The sequence below is a fragment of the Enterobacter sp. MF024 genome (assembly GCF_005843915.1).
Classification (GTDB): Bacteria; Pseudomonadota; Gammaproteobacteria; order Enterobacterales; family Enterobacteriaceae; genus Enterobacter; species Enterobacter barmai.
Genome location: NZ_VCBB01000005.1, coordinates 256317 through 279967, shown reverse-complemented (window position 1 = coordinate 279967; position 23651 = coordinate 256317). Strand labels below are relative to the sequence as shown.

General features: G+C 55.2%; 24 protein-coding genes. 8 read left to right on the top strand and 16 right to left on the bottom strand.

Features of this window, described 5'->3' with window-relative positions; all coding sequences use genetic code 11:
• Nucleotides 1-38: 38 nt before the first annotated feature.
• The 6 genes from nuoF to lrhA form a co-directional block, all read right to left on the bottom strand.
• Nucleotides 39-1376, bottom strand: coding sequence for an NADH-quinone oxidoreductase subunit NuoF (gene nuoF / locus FFB58_RS10785; protein WP_039030975.1), 1338 nt, complete (start codon nucleotides 1374-1376; stop codon nucleotides 39-41).
• The gene (gene nuoE, locus FFB58_RS10780; RefSeq protein WP_119937089.1) at nucleotides 1373-1873 is read right to left on the bottom strand and encodes an NADH-quinone oxidoreductase subunit NuoE; all 501 of its coding nucleotides are present in this window, start codon (nucleotides 1871-1873) and stop codon (nucleotides 1373-1375) included. The genes nuoF and nuoE overlap by 4 nt, the downstream gene beginning before the upstream one ends.
• Nucleotides 1874-1875: 2 nt before the next feature.
• Nucleotides 1876-3678: an NADH-quinone oxidoreductase subunit C/D gene (nuoC, locus tag FFB58_RS10775; RefSeq protein ID WP_138369859.1), complete on the bottom strand. Its 1803-nt coding sequence runs from the start codon at nucleotides 3676-3678 to the stop codon at nucleotides 1876-1878.
• Nucleotides 3679-3767: 89 nt separating this feature from the next.
• Complete coding sequence (nuoB, locus tag FFB58_RS10770; RefSeq protein ID WP_003861482.1) at nucleotides 3768-4442, bottom strand: NADH-quinone oxidoreductase subunit NuoB; 675 nt, start codon at nucleotides 4440-4442, stop codon at nucleotides 3768-3770.
• A 15-nt stretch (nucleotides 4443-4457) separates the two neighbouring features.
• Entirely contained in the window at nucleotides 4458-4898 is a 441-nt protein-coding gene (gene nuoA / locus FFB58_RS10765; RefSeq protein WP_032612789.1) for an NADH-quinone oxidoreductase subunit NuoA, read from the bottom strand.
• A 630-nt stretch (nucleotides 4899-5528) separates the two neighbouring features.
• Nucleotides 5529-6467 carry a transcriptional regulator LrhA gene (gene lrhA / locus FFB58_RS10760; protein WP_039030973.1) on the bottom strand — a complete coding sequence of 313 codons (939 nt, stop codon included), beginning with the start codon at nucleotides 6465-6467 and terminating at the stop codon, nucleotides 5529-5531.
• 947 nt (nucleotides 6468-7414) lie between these two features.
• On the opposite strand from lrhA, the gene alaA reads away from it, so the two are divergent.
• Nucleotides 7415-8629: an alanine transaminase AlaA gene (gene alaA, locus FFB58_RS10755; RefSeq protein WP_138369858.1), complete on the top strand. Its 1215-nt coding sequence runs from the start codon at nucleotides 7415-7417 to the stop codon at nucleotides 8627-8629.
• Nucleotides 8630-8723: 94 nt separating this feature from the next.
• Nucleotides 8724-9323: a 5'-deoxynucleotidase gene (gene yfbR / locus FFB58_RS10750; RefSeq protein WP_039030971.1), complete on the top strand. Its 600-nt coding sequence runs from the start codon at nucleotides 8724-8726 to the stop codon at nucleotides 9321-9323.
• 81 nt (nucleotides 9324-9404) lie between these two features.
• Here yfbR and FFB58_RS10745 read toward each other — a convergent pair whose 3' ends face one another.
• The 4 genes from FFB58_RS10745 to yfbV form a co-directional block, all read right to left on the bottom strand.
• On the bottom strand, nucleotides 9405-11237 hold the full coding sequence (locus FFB58_RS10745) for an SLC13 family permease (protein ID WP_138369857.1): 1833 nt from the start codon (nucleotides 11235-11237) through the stop codon (nucleotides 9405-9407).
• A gap of 77 nt (nucleotides 11238-11314) precedes the next feature.
• Entirely contained in the window at nucleotides 11315-11974 is a 660-nt protein-coding gene (locus FFB58_RS10740; protein WP_039030969.1) for a sugar phosphatase, read from the bottom strand.
• An 11-nt stretch (nucleotides 11975-11985) separates the two neighbouring features.
• Entirely contained in the window at nucleotides 11986-12480 is a 495-nt protein-coding gene (locus tag FFB58_RS10735) for a YfbU family protein (RefSeq protein ID WP_039030968.1), read from the bottom strand.
• A 91-nt stretch (nucleotides 12481-12571) separates the two neighbouring features.
• On the bottom strand, nucleotides 12572-13027 hold the full coding sequence (yfbV, locus tag FFB58_RS10730; protein WP_039030967.1) for a terminus macrodomain insulation protein YfbV: 456 nt from the start codon (nucleotides 13025-13027) through the stop codon (nucleotides 12572-12574).
• Nucleotides 13028-13363: 336 nt separating this feature from the next.
• On the opposite strand from yfbV, the gene ackA reads away from it, so the two are divergent.
• Together ackA and pta are read left to right on the top strand one after the other, a co-directional pair.
• Nucleotides 13364-14566 carry an acetate kinase gene (gene ackA / locus FFB58_RS10725; RefSeq protein WP_138369856.1) on the top strand — a complete coding sequence of 401 codons (1203 nt, stop codon included), beginning with the start codon at nucleotides 13364-13366 and terminating at the stop codon, nucleotides 14564-14566.
• Nucleotides 14567-14642: 76 nt separating this feature from the next.
• Nucleotides 14643-16781: a phosphate acetyltransferase gene (gene pta, locus FFB58_RS10720; RefSeq protein ID WP_039030965.1), complete on the top strand. Its 2139-nt coding sequence runs from the start codon at nucleotides 14643-14645 to the stop codon at nucleotides 16779-16781.
• A gap of 55 nt (nucleotides 16782-16836) precedes the next feature.
• Here pta and yfcD read toward each other — a convergent pair whose 3' ends face one another.
• The 3 genes from yfcD to yfcF are packed head-to-tail and all read right to left on the bottom strand — an operon-like array spanning nucleotide 16837 to nucleotide 18686.
• The gene (gene yfcD / locus FFB58_RS10715) at nucleotides 16837-17379 is read right to left on the bottom strand and encodes an NUDIX hydrolase YfcD (protein WP_039030964.1); all 543 of its coding nucleotides are present in this window, start codon (nucleotides 17377-17379) and stop codon (nucleotides 16837-16839) included.
• Nucleotides 17380-17434: 55 nt separating this feature from the next.
• Nucleotides 17435-17986, bottom strand: coding sequence for a phosphodiesterase (gene yfcE / locus FFB58_RS10710; protein WP_138369855.1), 552 nt, complete (start codon nucleotides 17984-17986; stop codon nucleotides 17435-17437).
• 55 nt (nucleotides 17987-18041) lie between these two features.
• Complete coding sequence (gene yfcF / locus FFB58_RS10705) at nucleotides 18042-18686, bottom strand: glutathione transferase (protein WP_039030962.1); 645 nt, start codon at nucleotides 18684-18686, stop codon at nucleotides 18042-18044.
• A gap of 144 nt (nucleotides 18687-18830) precedes the next feature.
• Here yfcF and yfcG point away from each other — a divergent pair, with 144 nt between their 5' ends.
• The 4 genes from yfcG to FFB58_RS10685 are packed head-to-tail and all read left to right on the top strand — an operon-like array spanning nucleotide 18831 to nucleotide 21354.
• Nucleotides 18831-19460 (top strand): GSH-dependent disulfide bond oxidoreductase, encoded by a 630-nt coding sequence (gene yfcG / locus FFB58_RS10700; RefSeq protein ID WP_138369854.1) that lies wholly within the window; start codon nucleotides 18831-18833, stop codon nucleotides 19458-19460.
• Nucleotides 19461-19511: 51 nt separating this feature from the next.
• On the top strand, nucleotides 19512-19874 hold the full coding sequence (gene folX, locus FFB58_RS10695) for a dihydroneopterin triphosphate 2'-epimerase (RefSeq protein WP_039030960.1): 363 nt from the start codon (nucleotides 19512-19514) through the stop codon (nucleotides 19872-19874).
• A gap of 19 nt (nucleotides 19875-19893) precedes the next feature.
• Nucleotides 19894-20787 (top strand): TIGR01777 family oxidoreductase, encoded by an 894-nt coding sequence (locus tag FFB58_RS10690; protein WP_138369853.1) that lies wholly within the window; start codon nucleotides 19894-19896, stop codon nucleotides 20785-20787.
• 57 nt (nucleotides 20788-20844) lie between these two features.
• Nucleotides 20845-21354: a GNAT family N-acetyltransferase gene (locus tag FFB58_RS10685; protein WP_138369852.1), complete on the top strand. Its 510-nt coding sequence runs from the start codon at nucleotides 20845-20847 to the stop codon at nucleotides 21352-21354.
• A 75-nt stretch (nucleotides 21355-21429) separates the two neighbouring features.
• Here the strand turns inward: FFB58_RS10685 and hisP are convergent, their stop codons facing one another.
• From hisP to FFB58_RS10670, 3 genes are read right to left on the bottom strand one after another with little or no spacing between them, the layout of a single operon-like run.
• On the bottom strand, nucleotides 21430-22203 hold the full coding sequence (hisP, locus tag FFB58_RS10680) for a histidine ABC transporter ATP-binding protein HisP (RefSeq protein ID WP_138369851.1): 774 nt from the start codon (nucleotides 22201-22203) through the stop codon (nucleotides 21430-21432).
• A gap of 8 nt (nucleotides 22204-22211) precedes the next feature.
• A complete protein-coding gene (locus FFB58_RS10675) occupies nucleotides 22212-22928 on the bottom strand; it encodes an ABC transporter permease (RefSeq protein ID WP_039030956.1) in 717 nt (238 codons plus the stop codon).
• Nucleotides 22925-23611 (bottom strand): histidine ABC transporter permease HisQ, encoded by a 687-nt coding sequence (locus FFB58_RS10670; protein ID WP_039030955.1) that lies wholly within the window; start codon nucleotides 23609-23611, stop codon nucleotides 22925-22927. The genes FFB58_RS10675 and FFB58_RS10670 overlap by 4 nt, the downstream gene beginning before the upstream one ends.
• Between the last annotated feature and the right edge of the window lie 40 nt (nucleotides 23612-23651).

The following is a 23651-nucleotide window of genomic DNA, read 5'->3' as shown; positions in this document are numbered from 1 at the left end:
GGCTCGGTATAGACCGAGCGTTAATCAAAATTCTGTTTTTACCAGCGCGCTTTCAGCAGGTTCGGCTGAATACCATTGATTGAATGGGTATTGCTGAACGGCTGCTTGATGCCTGCTTCGAATTCTTCGCGGAAATATTTAATCGCGCTCTGCAGTGGCTCAACCGCACCTGGCGCATGCGCACAGAAGGTTTTACCTGGACCCAGGAATCGACACAGTTGCTCAAGTGTCTCGATATCACCAGGCTGGCCTTCGCCACGCTCGATTGCGCGCAGGATCTTCACGCTCCACGGCAGACCATCACGGCACGGTGTACACCAGCCGCAGGACTCGCGGGCGAAGAACTCTTCCAGGTTACGCACCAGCGGTACCATGCCGATCTCGTGGTCGACGGCCATCGCCAGCGCCGTACCCAGACGGCTGCCTGCTTTACCAATGCTTTCGAACTCCATCGGCAGATCGAGGTGCGCTTCGGTCAGGAAGTCGGTCCCTGCCCCGCCTGGCTGCCAGGCTTTGAATTTGAGGCCATCACGCATGCCGCCGGCGTAGTCTTCAAGAATTTCACGTGCGGTGGTGCCAAACGGCAGCTCCCAGACGCCCGGGTTTTTCACGCGACCGGAGAAGCCCATCAGCTTGGTACCGGCATCTTTGCTTGAAGAGATGCCCTGATACCACTCCACGCCGTTAGCGAGGATAGCCGGAACGTTACACAGGGTTTCGACGTTGTTAACGCAGGTCGGTTTACCCCATACGCCGGAGCTCGCCGGGAACGGTGGCTTGGAACGTGGGTTCGCACGGCGGCCTTCCAGGGAGTTAATCAGCGCGGTCTCTTCCCCGCAGATATAACGCCCGGCACCGGTGTGCACGAACAGTTCGAAGTCGAAACCGGTGCCCAGAATGTTTTTACCCAGCAGGCCCGCTTCGGTGGCTTCGGCAATCGCGCGACGCAGGTTCTCTGCCGCCTCGATGTACTCGCCACGCAGGAAGATGTAGCCACGGTACGCTTTCAGCGCGAAGGCCGAGATCAGCATGCCTTCCACCAGCAGGTGCGGCAGCTGTTCCATCAGCAGACGGTCTTTATAGGTGCCCGGCTCCATCTCATCGGCGTTACACAGCAGGTAACGGATGTTCATGGATTCGTCTTTTGGCATCAGGCTCCACTTCAGACCGGTGGAAAAGCCCGCGCCGCCGCGCCCTTTCAGGCCAGCGTCTTTAACCGCATTAACGATCTCATCCGGAGCCATGCCGCCGAGGGCTTTACGCGCACCTTCATATCCGTTCTTGCTCTGGTATTCGTCAAGCCATACCGGCTGTTTGTCATCGCGCAGACGCCAGGTCAGCGGATGAGTTTCAGCAGTACGAATTACAGTTTTCATTTGTACTGCTCCAGCAGATCGGGAATGGCTTCCGGCGTCAGATGGCTGTGAGTGTCCTCATCAATCATCATGGTCGGCCCCTTGTCGCAGTTGCCCAGGCAGCAGGTTGGCAGCAGGGTAAAGCGACCATCAAAGGTCGTCTGGCCCGGCTTGATATTGAGCTTCTGCTCAATAGCGGCCTGAATGCCCTGATAACCGGTGATATGGCATACCACGCTGTCGCAGTAGCGGATCACGTGGCGACCAACCGGCTGGCGGAAGATCTGGCTATAGAACGTTGCCACGCCTTCGACGTCGCTCGCCGGGATACCCAGCACTTTTGCGATCTCATAGATCGCGCCATCCGGCACCCAACCACGCTGTTTCTGTACGATTTTCAGCGCTTCAATGGACGCCGCACGCGGGTCTTCGTAGTGGTGCATCTCGTGCTCAATGGCGGCACGCTCTGCTTCACTCAGCTCAAAAGCCTCGGTTTGTGGTTGTTGATTCTCGTGCATAATTAGCGGTCCACATCTGACATAACAAAATCGATACTACCCAGATACACAATCAGGTCGGAGACCAGACTGCCGCGGATGGCGGCCGGGATCTGCTGCAGGTGCGCAAAGCTCGGCGTACGAATACGGGTGCGGTAGCTCATGGTGCTACCGTCACTGGTCAGGTAATAACTGTTGATACCCTTGGTCGCTTCGATCATCTGGAAGGATTCGTTCGCCGGCATGACCGGACCCCAGGAAACCTGCAGGAAGTGCGTGATCAAGGTTTCGATATGCTGCAGCGTGCGCTCTTTCGGTGGCGGCGTGGTCAGCGGGTGATCCGCCTTGAACGGGCCTTCCGGCATGTTGTTGAGGCACTGCTCAAGAATGCGCAGGCTCTGACGCAGCTCTTCCACTTTCAGCATCACGCGGGTATAGCAGTCGGATACACCGCCGCCGACCGGGATTTCGAAGTCGAAGTTTTCGTAGCCAGAGTAAGGACGGGCTTTACGCACGTCGAAATCAATACCGGTCGCACGCAGGCCAGCACCGGTGGTGCCCCACTCCAGCGCCTCTTTCGCGCCATAAGCGGCAACGCCTTTCGAACGACCAATCAGGATGGTGTTACGCAGTGCGGCTTTTTCGTAAGACGCCAGACGTTTCGGCATCCAGTCGAGGAACTCACGCAGCAGACGATCCCAGCCGCGCGGCAGGTCGTGTGCGACACCGCCGATACGGAACCAGGCCGGGTGCATACGGAAGCCGGTGATCGCTTCCACCAGATCGTAGATTTTCTGACGGTCGGTAAAGGCGAAGAAGACCGGGGTCATCGCGCCGACGTCCTGAATGAAGGTGGAGATGTACAGCAGGTGGCTGTTGATACGGAACAGTTCCGACAGCATGACGCGGATAACGTCAACGCGTTCTGGCACCTTGATGCCGGCCAGTTTTTCCACGGCCAGCACGTACGGCATCTCGTTCACGCAGCCGCCGAGGTATTCGATACGGTCGGTGTACGGGATGTAGCTGTGCCAGGACTGACGCTCGCCCATCTTCTCTGCGCCACGGTGGTGATAGCCCACATCCGGCACACAGTCGACGATCTCTTCGCCATCAAGCTGAAGAATAATACGGAATGCACCGTGGGCAGACGGGTGGTTTGGACCGAGGTTGAGGAACATGAAGTCCTCGTTGTCGGTGCTGCGCTTCATGCCCCAGTCTTCCGGTTTGAAGGTCAGCGCTTCCATCTCCAGATCCTGCTTGGCTTTGGTCAGCTCAAACGGGTCGAATTCGGTGGCGCGCGCCGGATAGTCTTTACGCAGCGGGTGGCCGGTCCAGGTCTGCGGCATCATGATGCGCGTCAGGTGCGGGTGGCCATCGAAGGTCATGCCGAACATTTCCCAGGTTTCACGCTCGTACCAGTTGGCGTTCGGGAACAGTTTGGTGATCGTCGGCAGATGCATGTCGTTTTCAGACAATGCCACCTTGAGCATGATATCCGTGTTGCGGTCTATTGAGATCAGGTGGTAGAAAACGGAAAAATCCGCCGCGGGTAAACCGTGGCGGTGGGTACGCAGACGTTCGTCCATGCCGTGTAAGTCAAACAGCATGACGTAAGGTTTAGGTAGTTTCTTTAGGAAATCAACCACTTCCAGTAACTGCTCACGCTTCACCCAAACAACGGGTACCCCGGTGCGGGTGGCCTGAACAGTAAAGGCATCCGGCCCAAAACGGTTGCGCAGTTCGCCGATGACCGGGTCATCAAGATGATCCCGTGTTTGCCAGGCGGCGTCTTGCGCGGTTAAGTCGGTCATAGTGTTCACCATTGCAAAAGGTCCGTGGTGACTGTCGGGCGTGGCTTCGCGCTATTTGAATAGTGATATGCGAAGGTTATCTCCATGCCCACAGGCGCAAATTAAATTTCGTCTGGTGTACGCAGATTGGTCACTGCAATACGTTCGCCGCGTTTACGCTCGCGCTCAGACTGCATGTTAGCGCGGTACACGCCCTGGTCACCCACAACCCAGGAGAGCGGACGGCGTTCTTTGCCAATCGACTCCTGCAACAGCATCAGCGCCTGCATGTAGGCTTCTGGACGCGGTGGGCAGCCCGGGATGTAAACGTCAACAGGGATAAACTTATCTACACCTTGTACGACGGAATAGATGTCGTACATGCCGCCAGAGTTTGCACAAGCGCCCATGGAGATAACCCATTTTGGCTCGAGCATCTGGTCGTACAGACGCTGAATGACCGGTGCCATTTTGGTAAAGCAGGTACCCGCAACCACCATCAGGTCAGCCTGACGCGGAGAGGCACGCAGTACTTCTGCACCAAAACGCGCAACGTCATGCACCGCAGTGAATGACGTCACCATTTCAACGTAGCAGCAAGAAAGGCCAAAGTTGTATGGCCAGATGGAGTTCTTACGACCCCAGTTGACCATATCGTGCATGGCATGCTCGAGCTTGCCCATGTACACGCTTTTATTGACTTCTTGCTCCAGGGGGTCGGTTACGATCTCCTGCTTTTGCAGGGGGTAACGGTCATTCTCACCGTTAGGATCTATGCGGGTGAGCGTATAATCCATCTTATTGCCTCGCTGTTACTGCTGACGATTAGAGATACTGTTTTCCGGGTTGATACGTTCACGGCGTGAACGCGCAGGTGTCCAGTCCAGCGCGCCAATACGCACCAGATAAACCAGACCGGCCAGTAACACTAAAATGAAAATTGCGGCCTCGACAAAGCCTACCCAGCCACTCTCACGAATGGAGGTCGACCATGCGAACAGGTAAAGCGCTTCCACGTCGAAAATGACGAAGAACATAGCTACCAGATAGAACTTGGCAGACAGGCGTAAACGCGCGGTACCTACCGAATCGATACCCGATTCGAATGGCGTGTTTTTGTGCCTTGCGCGGGCGCGACCGCCCAGGAACCAGCCGCCGACTAACATCAGGCAGCACAGGCCAATGGCAACGATAAGAAAGATTGCGAATGCCCAGTGATGAGCGATGACTTCTGTGGATGTTGACATACTCATTGCTTACTCATCAAAAGTGATACCTGAGACACTGCTCTTACTGGCAGATGGGCATCACATCGATTCATGGGGAGGAACAAATAACCGTACACTAACTGTCGAAAATGAGACATAGACAGCAAAATGATGTGGTTTTTTACTCCTTTCTATAACCTTTTGTCAACTTTAACAAAAGTTTCTTCACATTAAATTACATCGATCGAACTTCATTAACATTTAATGCCCTTTACCCTCAAAAACTGTGAGGCGCGTTCCTGCGTCAGGGTGTTGAATCGTGTCCGTAATGAACTAATACAAAGATTACCCGCCTATTTTGACAGGATTTGCCGTCGATTCCTCCCCCCAAAGAGGAGTATTTTCTTGATCTGTGACACGCTTTTGTTAATTCAATCAAAAAAACGGCAACATCTTTGCTGCTTTTTTAACATGCCCATTGACATTAGAAAGAAGAAGTATAGCGGGTTTTCGGAGGAAGGCTTAATTACTATCAGATTGATAAAAAAGAAGAATAGTAAAAACTTAAGGCAAACTAACGCAGTCGCATGCAAAAAAAGAACCACTGTGCGATGGGGTCGCGCCAGTGGCTCTTTTAAGTATCAACGAATTGTTACCAGAATATGAGGGTTTCGTTTACTCGAAATCGCGCTCGATCACCAGGGAGTCATCCCCTCCTTCTGGGGTAACATTATTGTACTGCCAGGGGTTGTGGTAATTATCCATGGCGTTGAAGATGGTCTGTGCGAGTTCATTGTTGCTGGCCGGGTTGTGGCATAGCATGTACTCGGTATCCGGCAGCGCAGGCAATCCGTCGGCTTTACCTAACACGCGTAAATCAGGGCTCATCATCTCAACAGGACGTGCCGTCACGCCAAGACCTGCTTTGACCGCGGCGCGGATGGCAGGCAGCGTTGAGGCTACGTAAGCCAGTCGCCATGGAACATTGGCGGCATTGAGCGTGGACAGCACAACGTCGCGGAACGGGCTGGGATCGTCCAGCAGCACCAGCGGCACCGGTTCACCGCGCTGCAGCGTAAACTCGGCGGCACAATACCAGTGGGTCGGAGAGGTGCGCAGCGTCAGACACTCAAACTGGCTGGTACGATGGGTCGTCACCACCAGATCGACCTCCTGCTCCTGCAGCATATCAACCATAAAAGCGTTGCGTTTAACCCTGACATCAAGAGCAAGTTTCGGATAAACCGAACTGATGCGGTTGAGCAGAAACGGCAGAATGGTATCGGCTGACTCATCGGAGGCGCCTAATGTTAAGACACCCTGCAGGTTGCTAAACATTAATGATGAACATGCTTCATCATTAAAACGCAGAATTTTTCTGGCGTAACCCAGCAGCTGAATACCATGCTCAGTCAACAGCTTGTTGCGCCCATGGCGGGCAAAGAGCTCTTTGCCGACCAGTTGTTCCAGTCTTTGCATTTGTTGACTGACTGCAGACTGGGTACGGCAAACTGCCGCCGCCGCCGCAGCAAAGGTGTTCAGATCGGCGACCGCCACAAAGGTTCTCAGCAGATCGAGGTCGAGGTTCATTATCGGACGATTTGCATTAATCATATCTTTTCACTTACAGGTTGCTCGTGCGGAGCTGCCCCGGGTTTAAGCTGTGTGCGTAAAAGTAATACAGTTCCCTCTGAACAAAATCCTCTGACGTCCCGGTCCGGCAGTGTGCCTGCAAAATGTAATTGAGCTGGGTATATCAGTGGTCAGAAACAACTTATCTGACGTTATTTTTATTCTCAAAAGCGTTCGAGATATATTGATGTTTGCCGGATGATGTAAATTCCATTAAAGAAGATGCATTTCCAACGTCAACTTTATCGCAGTACAGGTTAAGCAGCAATGGTGTCGCTTAACTTCTCAAGGCAGAGATAATTCTAACAATTACAATAAACTATTAAAGGTCCAGGCATCAAGGCCTGCGGTGGCCTGTTATCTGGCATCACTCAACCCGGGTTACATCTTACCCTAAAACCTTTTTATTTATAAGCCTTATTGCAGTTCTTGTGATTTAACCTTAATGATAACTAACTAAACTAATTTTATTAATATTAACGAAAGTTGCGATTTCGTCTTTATTCAGAAATAAATAATAATTGAAACAGGACTTAATGATTAATAATACTTAACATTAATTTCACATGAGCAACGTTAATATAAAAAGGCAGGAAAGCGAATACCAGGATGTTTCATTCAGCTTTTTCGAAACATCACCAGAGGAAACTGTAGCACTGCCAGCGTAAGTCGCTCAACACGCGGCTTTTTCACAGCGAAAAATCCACTTCAGCCCGCCTCAGGCAATACAAAAAACCATACAAAAGCCGAAATTCACCCGATAAAATGAATTGCGCTTAAAAAAATAGATAAAAATTTCATAGTCGACAGCCACCAATGTTCAAAATCTTCTTCTGCCAATGCTTCAAAATCGGGCAATCGAGGAGTACATTGTTTCGTGCTGACTTCCACGGCAGGACGTCGCAATAACAGTAAAAGGTCAAAGATTCATGTCACCCATCGAAAAATCCAGCAAGTTAGATAACGTTTGTTATGACATTCGTGGCCCGGTTCTTAAAGAGGCAAAGCGTCTCGAAGAAGAAGGTAATAAAGTACTTAAGCTCAATATCGGTAACCCGGCGCCATTTGGTTTTGATGCACCGGATGAAATTCTGGTTGATGTGATCCGCAACCTGCCGACGGCGCAAGGTTATTGCGACTCAAAAGGTCTCTATTCAGCGCGTAAAGCCATCATGCAGCATTATCAGGCGCGTGGCATGCGTGATGTGACCGTCGAAGATATCTATATCGGTAACGGTGTTTCCGAGCTGATCGTCCAGGCGATGCAGGCCCTGCTGAACAGCGGCGACGAAATGCTGGTGCCCGCCCCTGACTACCCGCTGTGGACCGCGGCTGTGTCGCTCTCAAGCGGTAAAGCGGTACACTACCTGTGCGATGAATCCTCCGACTGGTTCCCCGATCTGGATGATATTCGCGCCAAAATCACGCCGCGTACCCGCGGGATCGTCATTATCAACCCGAACAACCCGACCGGCGCCGTCTACTCTAAAGAGCTGCTGCTGGAGATCGTCGAGCTGGCCCGCCAGCATAACCTGATCATCTTCGCAGACGAGATCTATGACAAAATTCTCTACGACGCTTCGCAGCACCACTCCATCGCCGCGCTGGCGCCGGATCTGCTGACGGTCACCTTTAACGGACTGTCTAAAACCTATCGTGTTGCCGGTTTCCGTCAGGGCTGGATGGTGCTGAACGGGCCGAAGAAACACGCCAAAGGCTATATCGAAGGTCTGGAGATGCTGGCCTCGATGCGTCTTTGCGCCAACGTCCCGGCGCAGCACGCGATCCAGACGGCGCTGGGCGGCTATCAGAGCATCAGTGAGTTTATCGTGCCGGGCGGGCGTCTGTATGAGCAGCGCCAGCGCGCGTGGGAGCTGATTAACGATATTCCGGGCGTCTCCTGCGTCAAGCCAAACGGCGCGCTCTATATGTTCCCGAAAATCGACATCAAACGCTTTAACATCTTTGACGATCAGAAGATGGTGCTCGATTTCCTGCTGCAGGAAAAAGTGTTGCTGGTTCAGGGAACGGCGTTTAACTGGCCGTGGCCTGACCATGTGCGTATCGTGACGCTACCGCGCGAGGATGAGCTGGAAATGGCCATCAGCCGGTTCGGGCGCTTCCTCTCCGGATACCATCAGTAAAACCATCATCGGGCTGCCACAGGCAGCCCGATTTGCATCTCTCCTCCCCTCCCCTCACAATGAAACCTGTCGCTGTGCAGAATTAAGGTAACTTATGAGTCAGAGTCATTTCTTCGCCCATCTTTCCCGCCTGAAACTGATCAACCGCTGGCCGCTGATGCGCAACGTGCGCACCGAGAATGTTTCCGAACACAGCCTGCAGGTCGCCATGGTCGCCCACGCGCTGGCCGCCATCAAAAACCGCAAGTTCAACGGTCAGGTGAATGCCGAACGGATTGCGCTGCTGGCGATGTACCACGATGCTTCTGAAGTGCTGACAGGGGATCTGCCCACCCCGGTGAAATACTTCAATTCGCAGATCGCCCAGGAGTACAAGGCGATTGAAAAAATTGCCCAGCAAAAACTGGTCGACATGGTGCCGGAAGAGCTTCGGGATATCTTTGAGCCCTTGATAGACGAGCAGAGCTACAGCGAAGAAGAACATCGGATCGTTAAGCAGGCCGATGCGCTGTGCGCCTACCTGAAATGTCTTGAGGAGCTTTCAGCCGGTAACCACGAATTTTTGCTGGCGAAAACCCGGCTTGAAAAGACGCTCGAGGCGCGACGCAGTGAAGAGATGGACTACTTCATGGAGGTGTTTGTCCCGAGCTTCCAGCTGTCGCTGGATGAGATCAGCCAGGATTCCCCGCTGTAGATTACGCCCGGCGGCGCTTCGCTTGCGCGGGCCTACGATTGTGCAGGCCGGGTAAGGCGGAGCCGCCACCCGGCTTCAGTCTCAAAACGGGAACAACACCGGGATCATCACCACGCACACCAGCATAACCAGAATGGTAAACGGCACGCCGAGCTTCACGAAGTCGCTGAAGGTATATTTGCCAGGTCCCAGCACCAGGGTGTTAACCGGTGACGAGACCGGGGTCATAAACGCAGCGGAAGCGGCCATCGCCACCATCATGGCGAAAGGATATGGCGATACTCCCATCGATTTCGCCATCGCCAGGGCGATAGGCGCCATCAGCACCGCCGTCGCGGTATTGGAGATAAACAGCCCGATAGTGGCGCACATGATGAACAGGCACATCAGCATCATATAAGGGCCGTAGCCGCCGCCCACCTCCATCAGCCCTTTCACCACCAGATCGACACCGCCGGTTTTTTGCAGGGCCAGCGCGAAGGGCATCATCCCGACAATCAAAATAATGCTCGGCCAGTGGATCGCTTTGTAAGCGCTTTCAGCATCAATGCAGCGGAATTTTCCCATCAGCAAACAGGCGATAATCGCCGCCACCGGATTAGGGATTTCGTCGGTCAGCATCAGAGCCACCATCAGCACCAGACAAAAAATGGCGTGCGGTGCCTGACTGTGGGCGGGAGACGCATCGCTGACTTCCACAGGCAGGTTGAGCACCACAAAGTCCCGGCCTCTCTGACCCAACTGGGTGATCAGCTTCCAGTTACCTACCACCAGGAAAATATCTCCCAGCTGCAGAGGCTCATCCACCACCGAGCCGTTCATCGCTTCGCCATCGCGCTTCAACCCCACAACGTTTAAACCGTAGCGGGTACGGAATCCGATTTCGCGAATGGTTTTGCCGAGCAGCTCCGACTCGGGGATCAAGGATACTTCGGCCATGCCCACATCCAGCGCCTGATCGGAGAAGTACTCCCCGCGCAGGATCATCGGCTCCAGCAGCTGTTCGCTACAGAAATCGCGCAGATCGACCTCGGCGGATGACATATCAATCAGCAGCACGTCCCGGGCACGAAATTCCGATACGCCGTTCACGTTGACGATAACCCGGCGAAAACGGCGCCAGCGCTCCACGCCGATAACGTTGGCGCCGTAGCGTTCGCGGAGTTTCAAATCATCCAGACGTTGCCCAATCAGCGGTGAACCGGGGCGGATCGCCAGACGGCGCGCCCGCCCGGTGAGGCGGTACTCTTTAATCAGATCGCGAAACGTGCGGCGCTTCCAGCCGTCGCGGGCTTTGTCCTGCTTGTCGCTTTTCAGGGCAAAGCGGGTCAGCAGCATGTAGATAATGCCCATCACCAGAATCACCAGCCCCAGCGGCGTCACGCTGAAGAAGCTGAAACCTTCCAGACCTTCACGCAGCAGTTCACTGTTGACCACCAGGTTCGGCGGCGTCGCCACCAGCGTCATCATGCCGCTGATAAGCCCGGCAAAGCTGAGCGGCATCATCAGGCGCGAGGGGGAGATCTGCATGCGCATGGAGACGCTCAGCACCACCGGAATAAAGATAGCTACCACCCCGGTGGAGCTCATAAAGGCTCCGAGTCCGGCGACCGTGAGCATCAGGAACACCAGCATTTTGGTTTCGCTGTTACCCGCCACGCTGACAAGCCAGGTTCCCATGCTGGTCGCCACGCCGGTACGCACCAGGCCGTCACCAATAATAAAGAGGGCCGCAATCAAAATAACGTTGGGATCGCTAAAGCCTGAAAAGGCTTCCGGAAGCGTTAAGGTGCCGCTCAGCACAAAGGCGACAATCACCAGCAGAGCCACGGCATCCATGCGCACTTTGCCGGTCGCAAAAAGAATAATCGCGATAAGGAGCAGGCTTAACACCCAGATAAGTTCACCGTTCACAACAGATCCTTGTCAGAAAAGAGTGATGCAGATAGTGCCATAAAAAAGCCCCAACAATGTGGGGCTAAATCATGTGATTACATTTTCCGCGAGACTGTTACATTCCCGTCAGGGGTGCGGCTGACGGCGAGAGCCTCCAGCGTGGTGAGCACAAAGTCAGCCTCGTCCAGACGCGGCGAACCGGCAGGGACGTTGACGGCAATGACGTGGCTGCCGGCATTGAGGCCCGCCAGCACGCCGGCGGCGGCATCTTCTACCACTACGCACTCTTCAGGCGGCAGTCCCAGCAGCTCCGCGCCCAGTAAAAAGGCATCGGGCTCCGGCTTGCCCCGCTTGACCCGCTCTGCGGTAATAAACACTTCCGGCAGCGGCAGACCTGCTGCTTTATGGCGCGCATGGGCCACAGGAACCGAACCGGAGGTGACGATAGCCCAGGGGATCGCCGCTTCATTCAGGTGTCTGAGCAGTTCCAGCGCCCCCGGCAGCGCCGTGATGCCGTCGGTATCAGTGGCTTCGACCTGCTCAAGCCAGGTGAACTCCGCCTGAATTTCCGCTTCACTTTTTCCCTGGAGGAAGTGCCGTAAAGAGGTTATGGCCTGTTTGCCATGGATAAAATTCAGTACGTCCTGATGGTCGATGCCATGTCTGTCGGCCCAACGGCACCAGGAGCGTTCTACAACCGGTAGCGAATCAACCAGCGTACCGTCCAGATCAAACAGAAAACCTTTACACTGCACATCTACCTCCGTCAGGCATTAATAATTTGTTGGATCTCATTGCTGCTCAGATGGTACTGACGCGGGCAGGCGTGCCACACGCTGAGCATGCGCTGATATTTCTCCCACATTGGGGTCTGGGCATTAAAGCCATGCGTACCGGCATCGAAATGGGTATAACGCCCTTCGACGTTGACCATAAAGCGGACATAGCTCAGGTAGCGAGATTCAGTGGCCGCATCAAACCCCAGGAAGGTGACACGACGTTCGTCGATGGTCTGGGCATCTTTCAGGTTCGTCCAGGAGACATGCAGGGCGTGGTACATCTCCATGATGTCGATGACGGTGCGGCAGGTCTCCTCTTTCAGTTCGCCAAACTCGCGATCCAGCTCGCGCATCTGTAAACCAAAGCCACGTTCGATGATAGTCTGCAAGCGGCGATAGCGCTCTGCGTTGTCGGGATCAAGCATAGTCATCATTTTGTACTGATTAGACAAAATCAGACGTTGAGCGTGGGTCATTTCCATCTTTCGACTCCTGTTGCGCATGGCAGCTTTAAAAAAGACACGGTAACGGGGTGTTACTGTGCCTTCTTTTGATCATCGTTTCGATGATCAATCACAAGTCATCAAGGAATGTTTTATCAAGTTGCTTAAATGCACGCTTCAGGGTATCCGCCAGCGCCTGATAATCGGGTTTCCCCTCAACCGGCGCCAGCGCCTGACCAGCATCCTGCAATTTGCTGCGTACTTCATAGAACCAGGACAGTACCGACGGCGGCAAAGGTGTCACCGAGCGTTTGCCCAGCCACCACAGTCCCTGCATCGGCAGGCTCAGGGCAAACAGAGCGGTGGCGACGGCCGGGCCGAGTTGGCCACCCAGTGCAATCTGCCAGCATAAGGTGAAGACAGCGATGGGTGGCATAAAACGGATTGCGTAACGCGTCATGCGGATCACGCGGTTCTCAACAAACACGGGCGCCAGGCGCTTTTCCATAGGCCACGTCTTTGAATAGTGCTGTCCCCGGCGAAACAGGCTGAAAAAGCTCACGGAAGGATTCTCGGGTGTCGACATGGCTTACCTCAACTTCACATATAAAGATTAAAAAATTCGTGCAAAACCACAACTGGTCATGACAACGTTCAAAAACTTTTGTCAGCGCTACCCAGTATCGGGTATCCTGTGCCGGCCTGCAAAGGCCTTAGACGATGAACGTATACTCGTCAAATTATCGCACATTATGCCATTGCCGGAAAAATGCGCAAAATGGCATAAAATCATATGTATTCTTTTCGTCATGCCAGAATGTCCTTCCGGCATGATGTTAATCATAAATGTCAGCGATATCTTGCGCTACGATCCTTGACTCACTGACGTTTTTTTAGCCACGTATCAATAATAGGTACTTCCATGTCGAGTAAGTTAGTACTGGTTCTGAACTGCGGTAGTTCTTCCCTGAAATTCGCCATCATCGATGCGCTCAACGGTGAAGAGTACCTTTCTGGTCTGGCCGAATGTTTCCATCTTCCTGAAGCACGTCTGAAGTGGAAAATGGACGGCAGCAAACAGGAAGCGGCTTTAGGTGCAGGCGCCGCTCACAGCGAAGCGCTGAACTTTATCGTTAACACTATCCTGGCACAAAAACCGGAACTGTCCGCTCAGCTGACCGCAATCGGTCACCGTATCGTTCATGGTGGCGAGAAATACACCAAATCTGTGATCATCGATGACAGCGTTATCCAGGGTATTAAAGACTCTGCCTCTTTTGCACCGCTGCATAACCCTGCTCACCTGATCGGTATCGCTGAAGCCCTGAAATCCTTCCCGCACCTGAAAGACAAAAACGTGGCCGTATTTGATACTGCGTTCCATCAGACCATGCCGGAAGAGTCTTACCTCTACGCTCTGCCGTACAAACTGTACAAAGAGCACGGCGTTCGCCGCTACGGCGCGCACGGCACCAGCCACTTCTATGTAACTCAGGAAGCGGCAAAAATGCTGAACAAGCCGGTGGAAGAAGTGAACATCATCACCTGCCACCTGGGTAACGGCGGTTCCGTTTCTGCTATCCGTAACGGCAAATGTGTAGATACCTCTATGGGTCTGACTCCGCTGGAAGGCCTGGTAATGGGTACTCGCTCCGGTGATATCGACCCGGCGATCATCTTCCACCTGCACGATACCCTGGGTATGGGCGTGGAAGATATCAACAAGATGCTGACCAAAGAGTCCGGCCTGCTGGGTCTGACCGAAGTTACCAGCGACTGCCGTTACGTTGAAGACAACTACGCAGAGAAAGAAGACGCTAAACGTGCAATGGACGTTTACTGCCACCGTCTGGCGAAGTACATCGGCTCTTACACTGCGCTGATGGACGGTCGTCTGGATGGCGTGGTCTTCACCGGCGGTATCGGTGAGAACGCTGCTATGGTGCGCGAGCTGTCCTTGGGCAAACTGGGCGTGCTGGGCTTTGACGTTGACCATGAACGTAACCTGGCCGCGCGCTTCGGTAAGTCTGGCTTCATCAACAAAGAAGGCACCACTCTTGCAATGGTTATCCCAACCAATGAAGAGCTGGTCATCGCGCAAGACGCGAGCCGTCTGACCGCCTGATTCCCCACCGCCAGCAATGCTGGCGGTGCTGTTTTGAAGCCCGCCTGTTTTCGGCGGTAACGAAAGAGGATAAATCGTGTCCCGTACTATTATGCTGATCCCGACCGGAACCAGCGTAGGCCTGACCAGCGTCAGCCTCGGTGTGATCCGTGCGATGGAACGCAAAGGCGTTCGTCTGAGCGTGTTTAAGCCAATCGCTCAACCCCGTGCTGGTGGCGATGCGCCAGACCAGACCACCACTATCGTGCGTGCAAACTCTAACCTGCCAGCCGCTGAACCGCTGAAGATGAGCCACGTTGAGTCTCTGCTCTCCAGCAACCAGAAAGACGTGCTGATGGAAGAGATCATCGCTAACTACCACGCTAACGCCCAGGATGCGGAAGTGGTGCTGGTAGAAGGCCTGGTTCCGACGCGCAAGCATCAGTTTGCCCAGTCCCTGAACTTTGAAATCGCCAAAACGCTGAACGCGGAAATCGTGTTTGTAATGTCCCAGGGTACCGATACCCCGGAACAGCTGAAAGAGCGTATTGAGCTGACCCGCAGCAGCTTCGGCGGCGCGAAAAACAGCAACATCACCGGCGTTATCGTTAACAAACTGAACGCCCCGGTTGATGAGCAAGGCCGTACCCGCCCTGACCTGTCCGAAATCTTCGACGACTCGTCTAAAGCGAAAATCGTGAAAATCGATCCGGCTAAACTGCAGGAATTCAGCCCGCTGCCGGTGCTGGGCGCGGTGCAGTGGAGCTTTGATCTGATCGCCACCCGTGCAATCGATATGGCGCGTCACCTGAACGCCACCATCGTGAACGAAGGCGATATCAACACCCGTCGCGTGAAGTCCGTGACCTTCTGTGCGCGTAGCATTCCGCACATGCTGGAGCACTTCCGTGCAGGTTCCCTGCTGGTGACCTCCGCTGATCGCCCAGACGTGCTGGTTGCAGCCTGTCTGGCCGCGATGAACGGCGTGGAGATCGGTGCGATCCTGCTGACCGGTGCCTATGAAATGGACCCACGCGTCAGCAAGCTGTGCGAACGCGCGTTCGCCACCGGCCTGCCGGTCTTCATGGTGAACACCAACACCTGGCAGACCTCCCTGAGCCTGCAGAGCTTCAACCTGGAAGTTCCGGCGGATGACCATCAGCGTATCGAGAAAGTGCAGGAATACGTGGCCGGTTGCATCAATCCTGAGTGGATTGAGTCCCTGACCGCCACCTCCGAGCGCAGCCGTCGTCTCTCTCCACCAGCCTTCCGTTACCAGCTGACCGAGCTGGCGCGTAAAGCGGGCAAACGCGTTGTTCTGCCAGAAGGCGACGAACCGCGTACCGTTAAAGCCGCAGCCATCTGTGCCGAGCGCGGTATCGCGACCTGCGTGCTGCTGGGTAACCCGGATGAGATCACCCGCGTAGCAGCCTCTCAGGGCGTTGAGCTGGGTTCTGGTATCGAAATCGTGGATCCAGAAGTGGTGCGCGAAAGCTATGTTGCCCGTCTGGTCGAGCTGCGTAAGAGCAAGGGCATGACCGAAGCCGTTGCCCGCGAACAGCTGGAAGACAACGTGGTTCTCGGTACCCTGATGCTGGAGCAGGACGAAGTTGACGGTCTGGTTTCCGGTGCCGTTCACACCACCGCGAACACCATCCGTCCGCCGCTGCAGCTGATCAAAACCGCGCCAGGCAGTTCTCTGGTCTCTTCCGTGTTCTTCATGCTGCTGCCGGAACAGGTTTACGTTTACGGTGACTGTGCGATCAACCCGGATCCAACCGCTGAACAGCTGGCAGAGATCGCGATCCAGTCCGCTGACTCCGCGATTGCGTTCGGTATCGAACCGCGCGTTGCGATGCTCTCCTACTCTACCGGTAACTCCGGTGCAGGTAGCGACGTTGAGAAAGTGCGTGAAGCAACCCGTCTGGCACAGGAAAAACGCCCGGATCTGGTTATCGATGGCCCGCTGCAGTACGACGCCGCAGTGATGGCTGACGTTGCCAAATCTAAAGCGCCGAACTCGCCGGTTGCGGGCCGTGCTACCGTGTTCATCTTCCCGGATCTGAACACCGGTAACACCACTTACAAAGCGGTACAGCGTTCAGCCGACCTGATCTCCATCGGGCCGATGCTGCAGGGTATGCGCAAGCCGGTGAACGACCTGTCCCGTGGCGCGCTGGTAGACGATATCGTCTACACCATCGCTCTGACCGCGATCCAGTCTTCACAGCAGTAAGTTGCCCCAAACGTAAAAAGGCGACCTCGCGGTCGCCTTTTTTATTATCACGCTATTACGCTTCTTCGTGCTTAGCCGGTTCGTTGCTGGCATTGCGGCTCATCCACAGCGCCAGGGCTTTTAACGAATCTGGCGTGAAGTCATCGCAGCGAGCGGTGATCTCCGCCGGGGTCATCCAGCAGACTTCACTCACCTCTTCTTCCTGCAGCGCAAACGGACCGTGGGAAACGCAGCTAAACAGGCCTCCCCAGACGCGGCAGTGGCTGTCTTCAAAGTAGAACTGACCATGCTCGGCAAAGGGCACGCCGGCAATCCCCAGCTCCTCTTCCGCTTCACGGCGGGCGGAATCAAGTAACACCTCATCGGCCTGGACCACACCGCCAGCCGTTGCATCGAGCATACCGGGCATGAAGTCTTTCGTTTCAGTACGGCGCTGCACCAGAATTTTGCCCATACCATCATGCACCACGATATAGGTCGCGCGGTGACGCAGGCGCTGCGCCCGCATCTGCTCGCGGCTCGCCTGAGCGATGACTTCATTGTCTTCGCTGACTATATCTACCCACTCAGTACTTGCCAAATGACTCTGCTCCACCATCGGGAAACCTTCTCTTTAAAGCGCTCTCACGGCGCGTTTACTGTTGAGGAGTAAGTTACGGATTAATCCTGGACTCTGCAATAACCTGGCTGTCATTCAGCGTCATAACGCACAAATGGTCCTCTTCCAGCATCCCATAGCTGGGAGAAAAACCGCCTTTCGGCAGGCTGACGGAGCCAGGGTTGAAATGAATAATGTCGCCCTTGTTTGCGGCTACCGGAATATGAGTATGGCCGTAAACCAGGACATCGCCAGCATTCAGCGCGGGCAGATTATCCGGGCCAAAAAGATGGCCGTGGGTAACAAACAGGCGGCAGCGTGGCAGCAGGATCTGCTGCCACGGGGCGGTAATGGGGAAGTGCAACAGCATCTGGTCAACTTCGCTGTCGCAGTTGCCCCGCACGGCGATAATCCGCGATGCATACGCATTAAGCCGCTCTGCCACCTCCGCAGGGGCATAGCCTTCGGGCAGCGGGTTGCGTGGGCCGTGATTCAGCACATCGCCGAGGATCACCAGCCATTGCGCCCCGCTCTGGTTAAACAGCGAAAGCACCTTTTCGGTCGCCGGTAGCGAACCGTGGATGTCCGATGCAAACATCAGCTTCATCAGTGACTCCTTATCGTGAAAAGCCACCCCATCATACCCGAATCAGCCGCCCTTATCAGCCAGCCCGCTTCGCCGAAAGCGCCACATAACGCTGCACGGAGGCGCGCTGCCACTGGAAGCTCGCGTAGTCCGCCAGCCGTTGCGGCACGTCGTCGCCGTTGAGCACCAGGCGGTTGAGCATCAGCGCCAGATCGGCGTCCGCAATGCACCACTCCCCGAATAAATTCTGATTACCGTGGGCCAGCAGCGAGGTGGCGGTATCAAACAGCTGACTGGCTGTCCGCCGGGCGGTATCGCTCAGGGCCGGTTTTTTCACCCCGGCAAAGACTACGTCGGTGGAGCGCTCTTCCCGGATGGGCATCAGATCGCTGCGCAGCCACGCCTGGATCTGCCGCGCGCGGGCGCGTTTTTGCAGATCGAGCGGATAAATCCGTTCCCACTCCGGCGGCGCAAAACGCTCTTCCAGATATTCGGTAATGGCTGAAGATTCGCTCAGTTCAAACCCGTCCACCTCCAGCACCGGCACGCGACGGGTCAGCGCATAGCCCCGCCACTGCGGCTGTCGGTTCTCACCCCGGCTGAGATCCACGGTCTTGAGGGCAAAGGGCAATCCCTTTTCGGCCAGCGCGACGTACACGCTCATGACATAAGGAGAGAAATAATCGGCATCTGACCACAGGGTAATCGCAGGTTGGCTCATAACGTCCTCATAAGGCTTTGGATGATGGGTTTATATCCAAAATATAACCTCCTGCCCCGGCTGTCACCTGACGAAAACTCACGATTTATCATCACCACCTATACTCAATCCTGTACAGAAAAAAGCGTTATGACAGGAGTTGCGATGATTGACCTTTATTACGCCCCTACTCCCAACGGGCATAAGATCACCCTTTTTCTGGAAGAGGCCCAGCTGGACTACCGCATCGTGCCGGTGGATATCAGCAAAGGCGAACAGTTTCGCCCCGAATTTCTCGCCATTTCGCCCAACAATAAAATTCCGGCCGTCATCGACCATGATCCGGAGGATGGCGGTGCGCCGCTGAGCCTGTTTGAGTCCGGTGAAATTTTGCTTTATCTGGCGGAAAAAACCGGCAAGCTGCTGAGCGGAGAATTACGCGAACGCCACGTCACGCTACAGTGGCTCTTCTGGCAGGTTGCTGGCCTGGGGCCGATGATCGGGCAGAACTACCACTTTAACCACTATGCGCCGCAGCCCATTCCCTATGCCATCGAACGATTCCAGGTGGAAACGCAGCGGCTTTATAACGTGCTGAATAAGCGCCTGGAAAAATCGCCGTGGCTGGGAGGCGATCACTACAGCATTGCGGATATCGCCTGCTGGCCGTGGATCAACACCCATGAAAGCCATCGCGTCAATCTGGCCTCATGGCCGGCGGTAAACAACTGGTTTGAGCGCATTCGTACCCGCCCGGCAACCGAGCGCGCGATGCAAAAAGTGCAGCAGATATAAACGGTTTCCTCATGTATTATGGTGGCGATAATGACACGGAGGAAGCCTGCAATGTCCCAGCAAGACGCGATTATTCGTATTAAAAATTTACGCCTGCGCACCTATATCGGTATCAAAGAAGAGGAACGCGCTAACCGTCAGGATATCGTCGTTAATGTGGTGATCCACTACCCGGCCGACAAGGCCCGGGACAGTGAGGATATCAATGACGCTCTGAACTACCGCACCGTCACCAAAAGCATCATTCAACATGTCGAGAATAACCGCTTCTCTTTACTGGAAAAATTAACTCAGGATGTGCTGGATATCGCACGCGAACATCACTGGGTCACCTATGCTGAAGTCGAGATCGATAAACTTCACGCGCTGCGTTACGCCGACTCCGTCTCGATGACGTTAAGCTGGCAACGCTAAGCGCAACCCTGGAGGTTGTATGAAGATCCTGGTAACCGGCGGCACCGGCCTGATTGGCCGGCATCTTATCCCACGATTGCAGGTGTTGGGCCATGAGTTAACGGTTGTGACGCGCAGTCCCGAGAAGGCGCGTCAGCTACTTGGCTCCGGCATCGATATCTGGAAAGGGCTGACGGAACACCAGGATCTTAACGGCTTTGATGCCGTCATCAATCTGGCGGGCGAACCCATCGCCGACAAACGCTGGACGGAAGAGCAAAAACAGCGTCTGTGCAACAGTCGCTGGAACATCACCCAGCGACTGGTGGATATGGTTAAAGCCAGCGACACGCCGCCGTCGGTGTTTATCTCCGGTTCGGCAGCGGGGTATTACGGTGATTTAGGCGAGGTGGTGGTAACCGAAGAGGAGCCGCCGCACAATGAATTTACCCATAAACTGTGCGCCCGCTGGGAGCAGATTGCCTGCGGCGCGCAGAGCGATCGGACCCGCGTTTGCCTGCTGCGCACCGGCGTGGTGTTGGCCCCGAAAGGCGGTATTCTGGCGAAGATGCTGCCGGTGTTTAAGCTCGGCCTTGGCGGCCCTGTCGGCACGGGTCGTCAATACCTTGCCTGGATCCACATCGACGATATGGTCAACGGCATTCTCTGGCTGCTGGATAACGATCTGCGCGGCCCGTTCAATATGGTTTCCCCCTACCCGGTGCGTAATGAGCAGTTTTCCCACGCGCTGGGCCATGCGGTGCATCGCCCGGCGGTGGTGCGTGCCCCGGCAACGGCTATCCGCCTGCTGATGGGCGAATCGTCAGTGCTGGTGCTCGGCGGCCAGCGCGCGCTGCCGAAGCGGCTGGAAGCCTCCGGGTTCGCCTTCAGGTGGTACGACTTAGAAGAAGCCCTGGGAGATGTGGTAGGTTAAATCTGCCCGGTCGGCTGTGTTACGTTGTTATGCCCGATCCCCATTTAAGGCGCTTTGATGGCAACAATCACCACTCCCAGGCTGACGCTCTCCCCTTTTGAGCCCTCTGACTGGCCCTTTTTCCGCAGGCTGCGAGAAGCGCCCGAGATCATGCGTTATATGGCCGCTATCGCCCCGGAAACCGAGACCCGACGCCAGTTTGCCGCCCGACTTACCACCCCGCACACCTTTGTGATCCGCGCGCACGATGACGCTACCCCGCTGGGGGATATTGGGCTGCAAATCAGCTCCCGCTACCGCGAAGAGGCGGATATTGGTTATACCGTGATTCCGGCCGCACAGGGCCGGGGGATTGCCAGCGAAGCGCTGCGCGCCGTGTGTGAATACGCGTTTATCCAGCTGGGCGTAAAGGCGGTGAACGCTTATGTGCTGGCGGATAATGGCGGTTCGGTGCGGGTATTAGAGAAAGCGGGATTTGTACGTACCCAGGTGCTGGAGCAGGCGTATGAGATCAATGGCGTACGGTATGACGACTGGGTGTACCGGCTGGAGAGTGGTGCGGCCTGAGTGCCGGGCGGCACTGCGTTTGCCCGGCCTACCAAAACCGTAGGCCCGGTAAGCGTAGCGCCACCGGGCAACAAACTACTTCAACGACCCTTTCAGGAACTGCTGCAAGCGTGGGCTCTTCGGATTACCTAACACCTCATCCGGATGCCCCTGCTCTTCGATCTTGCCCTGATGCAGGAAAATAACATGATTGGAGACGTTACGGGCGAAGCCCATCTCGTGCGTCACCACCACCATGGTTTTCCCCTCTTCGGCGAGCTGCTGCATAATGCGCAGCACTTCACCCACCAGCTCGGGATCGAGCGCAGAGGTCGGTTCGTCAAACAGCAGCACTTCCGGCTCCATCGCCAGCGCACGGGCGATAGAGACACGCTGCTGCTGACCGCCGGAGAGATGCACCGGGTATTTCATCTGCTGGCGCTCGTCGATACCCACTTTCGCCAGGTATTTCTCCGCGCGGGCACGGGCTTCCTGCTTGCTTAACCCCAGCACCTGCACCGGGGCTTCCATCACGTTCTCCAGCACCGTCAGGTGGCTCCAGAGGTTGAAGTGCTGGAATACCATCGTCAGACGGGTACGCAGCAGACGCAGCTGGTGCTTGTCCGCCACCTTCAGCTGGCCGTCTTTGTCCTGCACCAGATTGATGTTCTCACCGCTCACCACAATAGAGCCGGCACTTGGTTTTTCGAGGAAGTTAATGCAGCGCAGGAAGGTACTTTTACCCGAGCCTGAGGAGCCGATAATACTGATCACATCGCCCGCATTTGCCTGCAGCGACACCCCTTTCAGCACTTCATGTTCGCCGTAGCGTTTGTGCAAATCGATAACGTTTAATTTGTTCTCAGCCATCTTAATTCTCAGTGCGTCGAAGAAGGTTTTATGTGCTGCAACCAGCGTTTTTCCGCTTTGCGGAACAGGCTAATCAGAACGTAAGAAATAATTAAATAGAGCACTGCCGCGATCCCGAAGGCGGTAAACGGCTGATAGGTCGCCGAGTTAATGTCGCGGGCAATCTTCAGCAGATCCGGCACGGTGGCGGTAAAGGCCAGCGCGGTGGAGTGCAGCATCAGGATCACTTCGTTGCTGTAGGCAGGCAGCGCAATACGCAGCGCCGACGGCAGAATAATACAGCGGTAGAGCTTCACGGAAGAGAAGCCATACGCCCTTGCGGCTTCAATTTCACCGTAGGGCACAGAGCGGATCGCACCGGCGAAAATCTCGGTGGTGTAGGCGCAGGTATTGAGCGTTAACGCCAGCACGGTACAGTTCAGCCCGCTGCGGAAGAACGCGTTCAGCATCTCAGTGCCTTTCACGATCTCCAGCGTGTACATCCCGGAGTAGAACACCAGCAGCTGCACGTACAGCGGCGTACCGCGGAACACATAGGTAAACAGCCAGATGGGGAAGCGAATGTATTTATTGTTCGACACGCGGCCAATGGCGAGGAAGATCGCCAGAATCCCGCCCATCACCACAGAAGAAATCAGCAGCCAGAGGGTGATCGCCACGCCGGTAAAGCGGTATCCGTCGGTCCACAGCAGGGATTTCCAGTATTCCTGAATAATTTCGATCACAGGTCAGCCCTCTTCACACCCACGGAATAGCGACGTTCGAGCAGCAGCAGCACGCCGTTGGAGACGGTGGTAAACACCAGGTAAATCACCCCGCAGACAATCGCGAAGTAGAACGGCTCCCAGGTGCTTTTGCCTGCCAGCTGCGTGGCTTTCACCACGTCTTCCAGTCCCAGTAATGAGACCAGCGCCGTCGCTTTGAGGATAACCTGCCAGTTGTTGCCGATGCCCGGCAGCGCAAAGCGCATCATGGCCGGAAACATAATGCGGCGAAACGTCTGTGAGGAGGTAAAACCAAAGGCCGTGGCCGCTTCGATATGCCCTTTCGGCACGGCGAGATAGGCCCCGCGGAAGGTTTCGGTGAAATAGGCCCCGTAAATAAAGCCCAGGGTGATGATACCGGCCACCATCGGATCGATATCAATCTGCGCCATACCAATGGCATCGGTGATGCCATTGAGGGCGATCTGCAGTCCATAGAAAATGAGCAGCATCAGCACCAGGTCAGGAACACCGCGGATAAGGGTGGTATAACCCTCAAACAGCAGCGCCAACGCCCGATTCGCTGAAAGCTTCGCGCCCGCGCCGGCAAGGCCTATTAACACTGCCAGCACCACCGAACTGAGAGCCAGTTCAAGGGTGACCAATGCGCCTTGTAAAATTACGCCAGAAAATCCGTACAGCATACCGCCTGCCCTGTCGTGAGTGGTGTAGCCGTGTCTTTTC

Excerpts from the sequence above, each read along its gene's own strand:
- yfcE (WP_138369855.1), bottom strand. The coding sequence starts at position 17,986 with ATGAAGCTGATGTTTGCATCGGACATCCACGGTTCGCTACCGGCGACC.
- ackA (WP_138369856.1), top strand. The coding sequence starts at position 13,364 with ATGTCGAGTAAGTTAGTACTGGTTCTGAACTGCGGTAGTTCTTCCCTG.
- nuoC (WP_138369859.1), bottom strand. The coding sequence starts at position 3,678 with ATGGTGAACACTATGACCGACTTAACCGCGCAAGACGCCGCCTGGCAA.
- nuoB (WP_003861482.1), bottom strand. The coding sequence starts at position 4,442 with ATGGATTATACGCTCACCCGCATAGATCCTAACGGTGAGAATGACCGT.
- nuoF (WP_039030975.1), bottom strand. The coding sequence starts at position 1,376 with ATGAAAACTGTAATTCGTACTGCTGAAACTCATCCGCTGACCTGGCGT.
- nuoE (WP_119937089.1), bottom strand. The coding sequence starts at position 1,873 with ATGCACGAGAATCAACAACCACAAACCGAGGCTTTTGAGCTGAGTGAA.
- hisP (WP_138369851.1), bottom strand. The coding sequence starts at position 22,203 with ATGGCTGAGAACAAATTAAACGTTATCGATTTGCACAAACGCTACGGC.
- FFB58_RS10690 (WP_138369853.1), top strand. The coding sequence starts at position 19,894 with ATGAAGATCCTGGTAACCGGCGGCACCGGCCTGATTGGCCGGCATCTT.
- yfcF (WP_039030962.1), bottom strand. The coding sequence starts at position 18,686 with ATGAGCCAACCTGCGATTACCCTGTGGTCAGATGCCGATTATTTCTCT.
- alaA (WP_138369858.1), top strand. The coding sequence starts at position 7,415 with ATGTCACCCATCGAAAAATCCAGCAAGTTAGATAACGTTTGTTATGAC.
- yfbV (WP_039030967.1), bottom strand. The coding sequence starts at position 13,027 with ATGTCGACACCCGAGAATCCTTCCGTGAGCTTTTTCAGCCTGTTTCGC.
- nuoA (WP_032612789.1), bottom strand. The coding sequence starts at position 4,898 with ATGAGTATGTCAACATCCACAGAAGTCATCGCTCATCACTGGGCATTC.
- FFB58_RS10670 (WP_039030955.1), bottom strand. The coding sequence starts at position 23,611 with ATGCTGTACGGATTTTCTGGCGTAATTTTACAAGGCGCATTGGTCACC.
- FFB58_RS10735 (WP_039030968.1), bottom strand. The coding sequence starts at position 12,480 with ATGGAAATGACCCACGCTCAACGTCTGATTTTGTCTAATCAGTACAAA.
- folX (WP_039030960.1), top strand. The coding sequence starts at position 19,512 with ATGTCCCAGCAAGACGCGATTATTCGTATTAAAAATTTACGCCTGCGC.
- lrhA (WP_039030973.1), bottom strand. The coding sequence starts at position 6,467 with ATGATTAATGCAAATCGTCCGATAATGAACCTCGACCTCGATCTGCTG.
- yfcG (WP_138369854.1), top strand. The coding sequence starts at position 18,831 with ATGATTGACCTTTATTACGCCCCTACTCCCAACGGGCATAAGATCACC.
- yfcD (WP_039030964.1), bottom strand. The coding sequence starts at position 17,379 with ATGGTGGAGCAGAGTCATTTGGCAAGTACTGAGTGGGTAGATATAGTC.
- FFB58_RS10685 (WP_138369852.1), top strand. The coding sequence starts at position 20,845 with ATGGCAACAATCACCACTCCCAGGCTGACGCTCTCCCCTTTTGAGCCC.
- yfbR (WP_039030971.1), top strand. The coding sequence starts at position 8,724 with ATGAGTCAGAGTCATTTCTTCGCCCATCTTTCCCGCCTGAAACTGATC.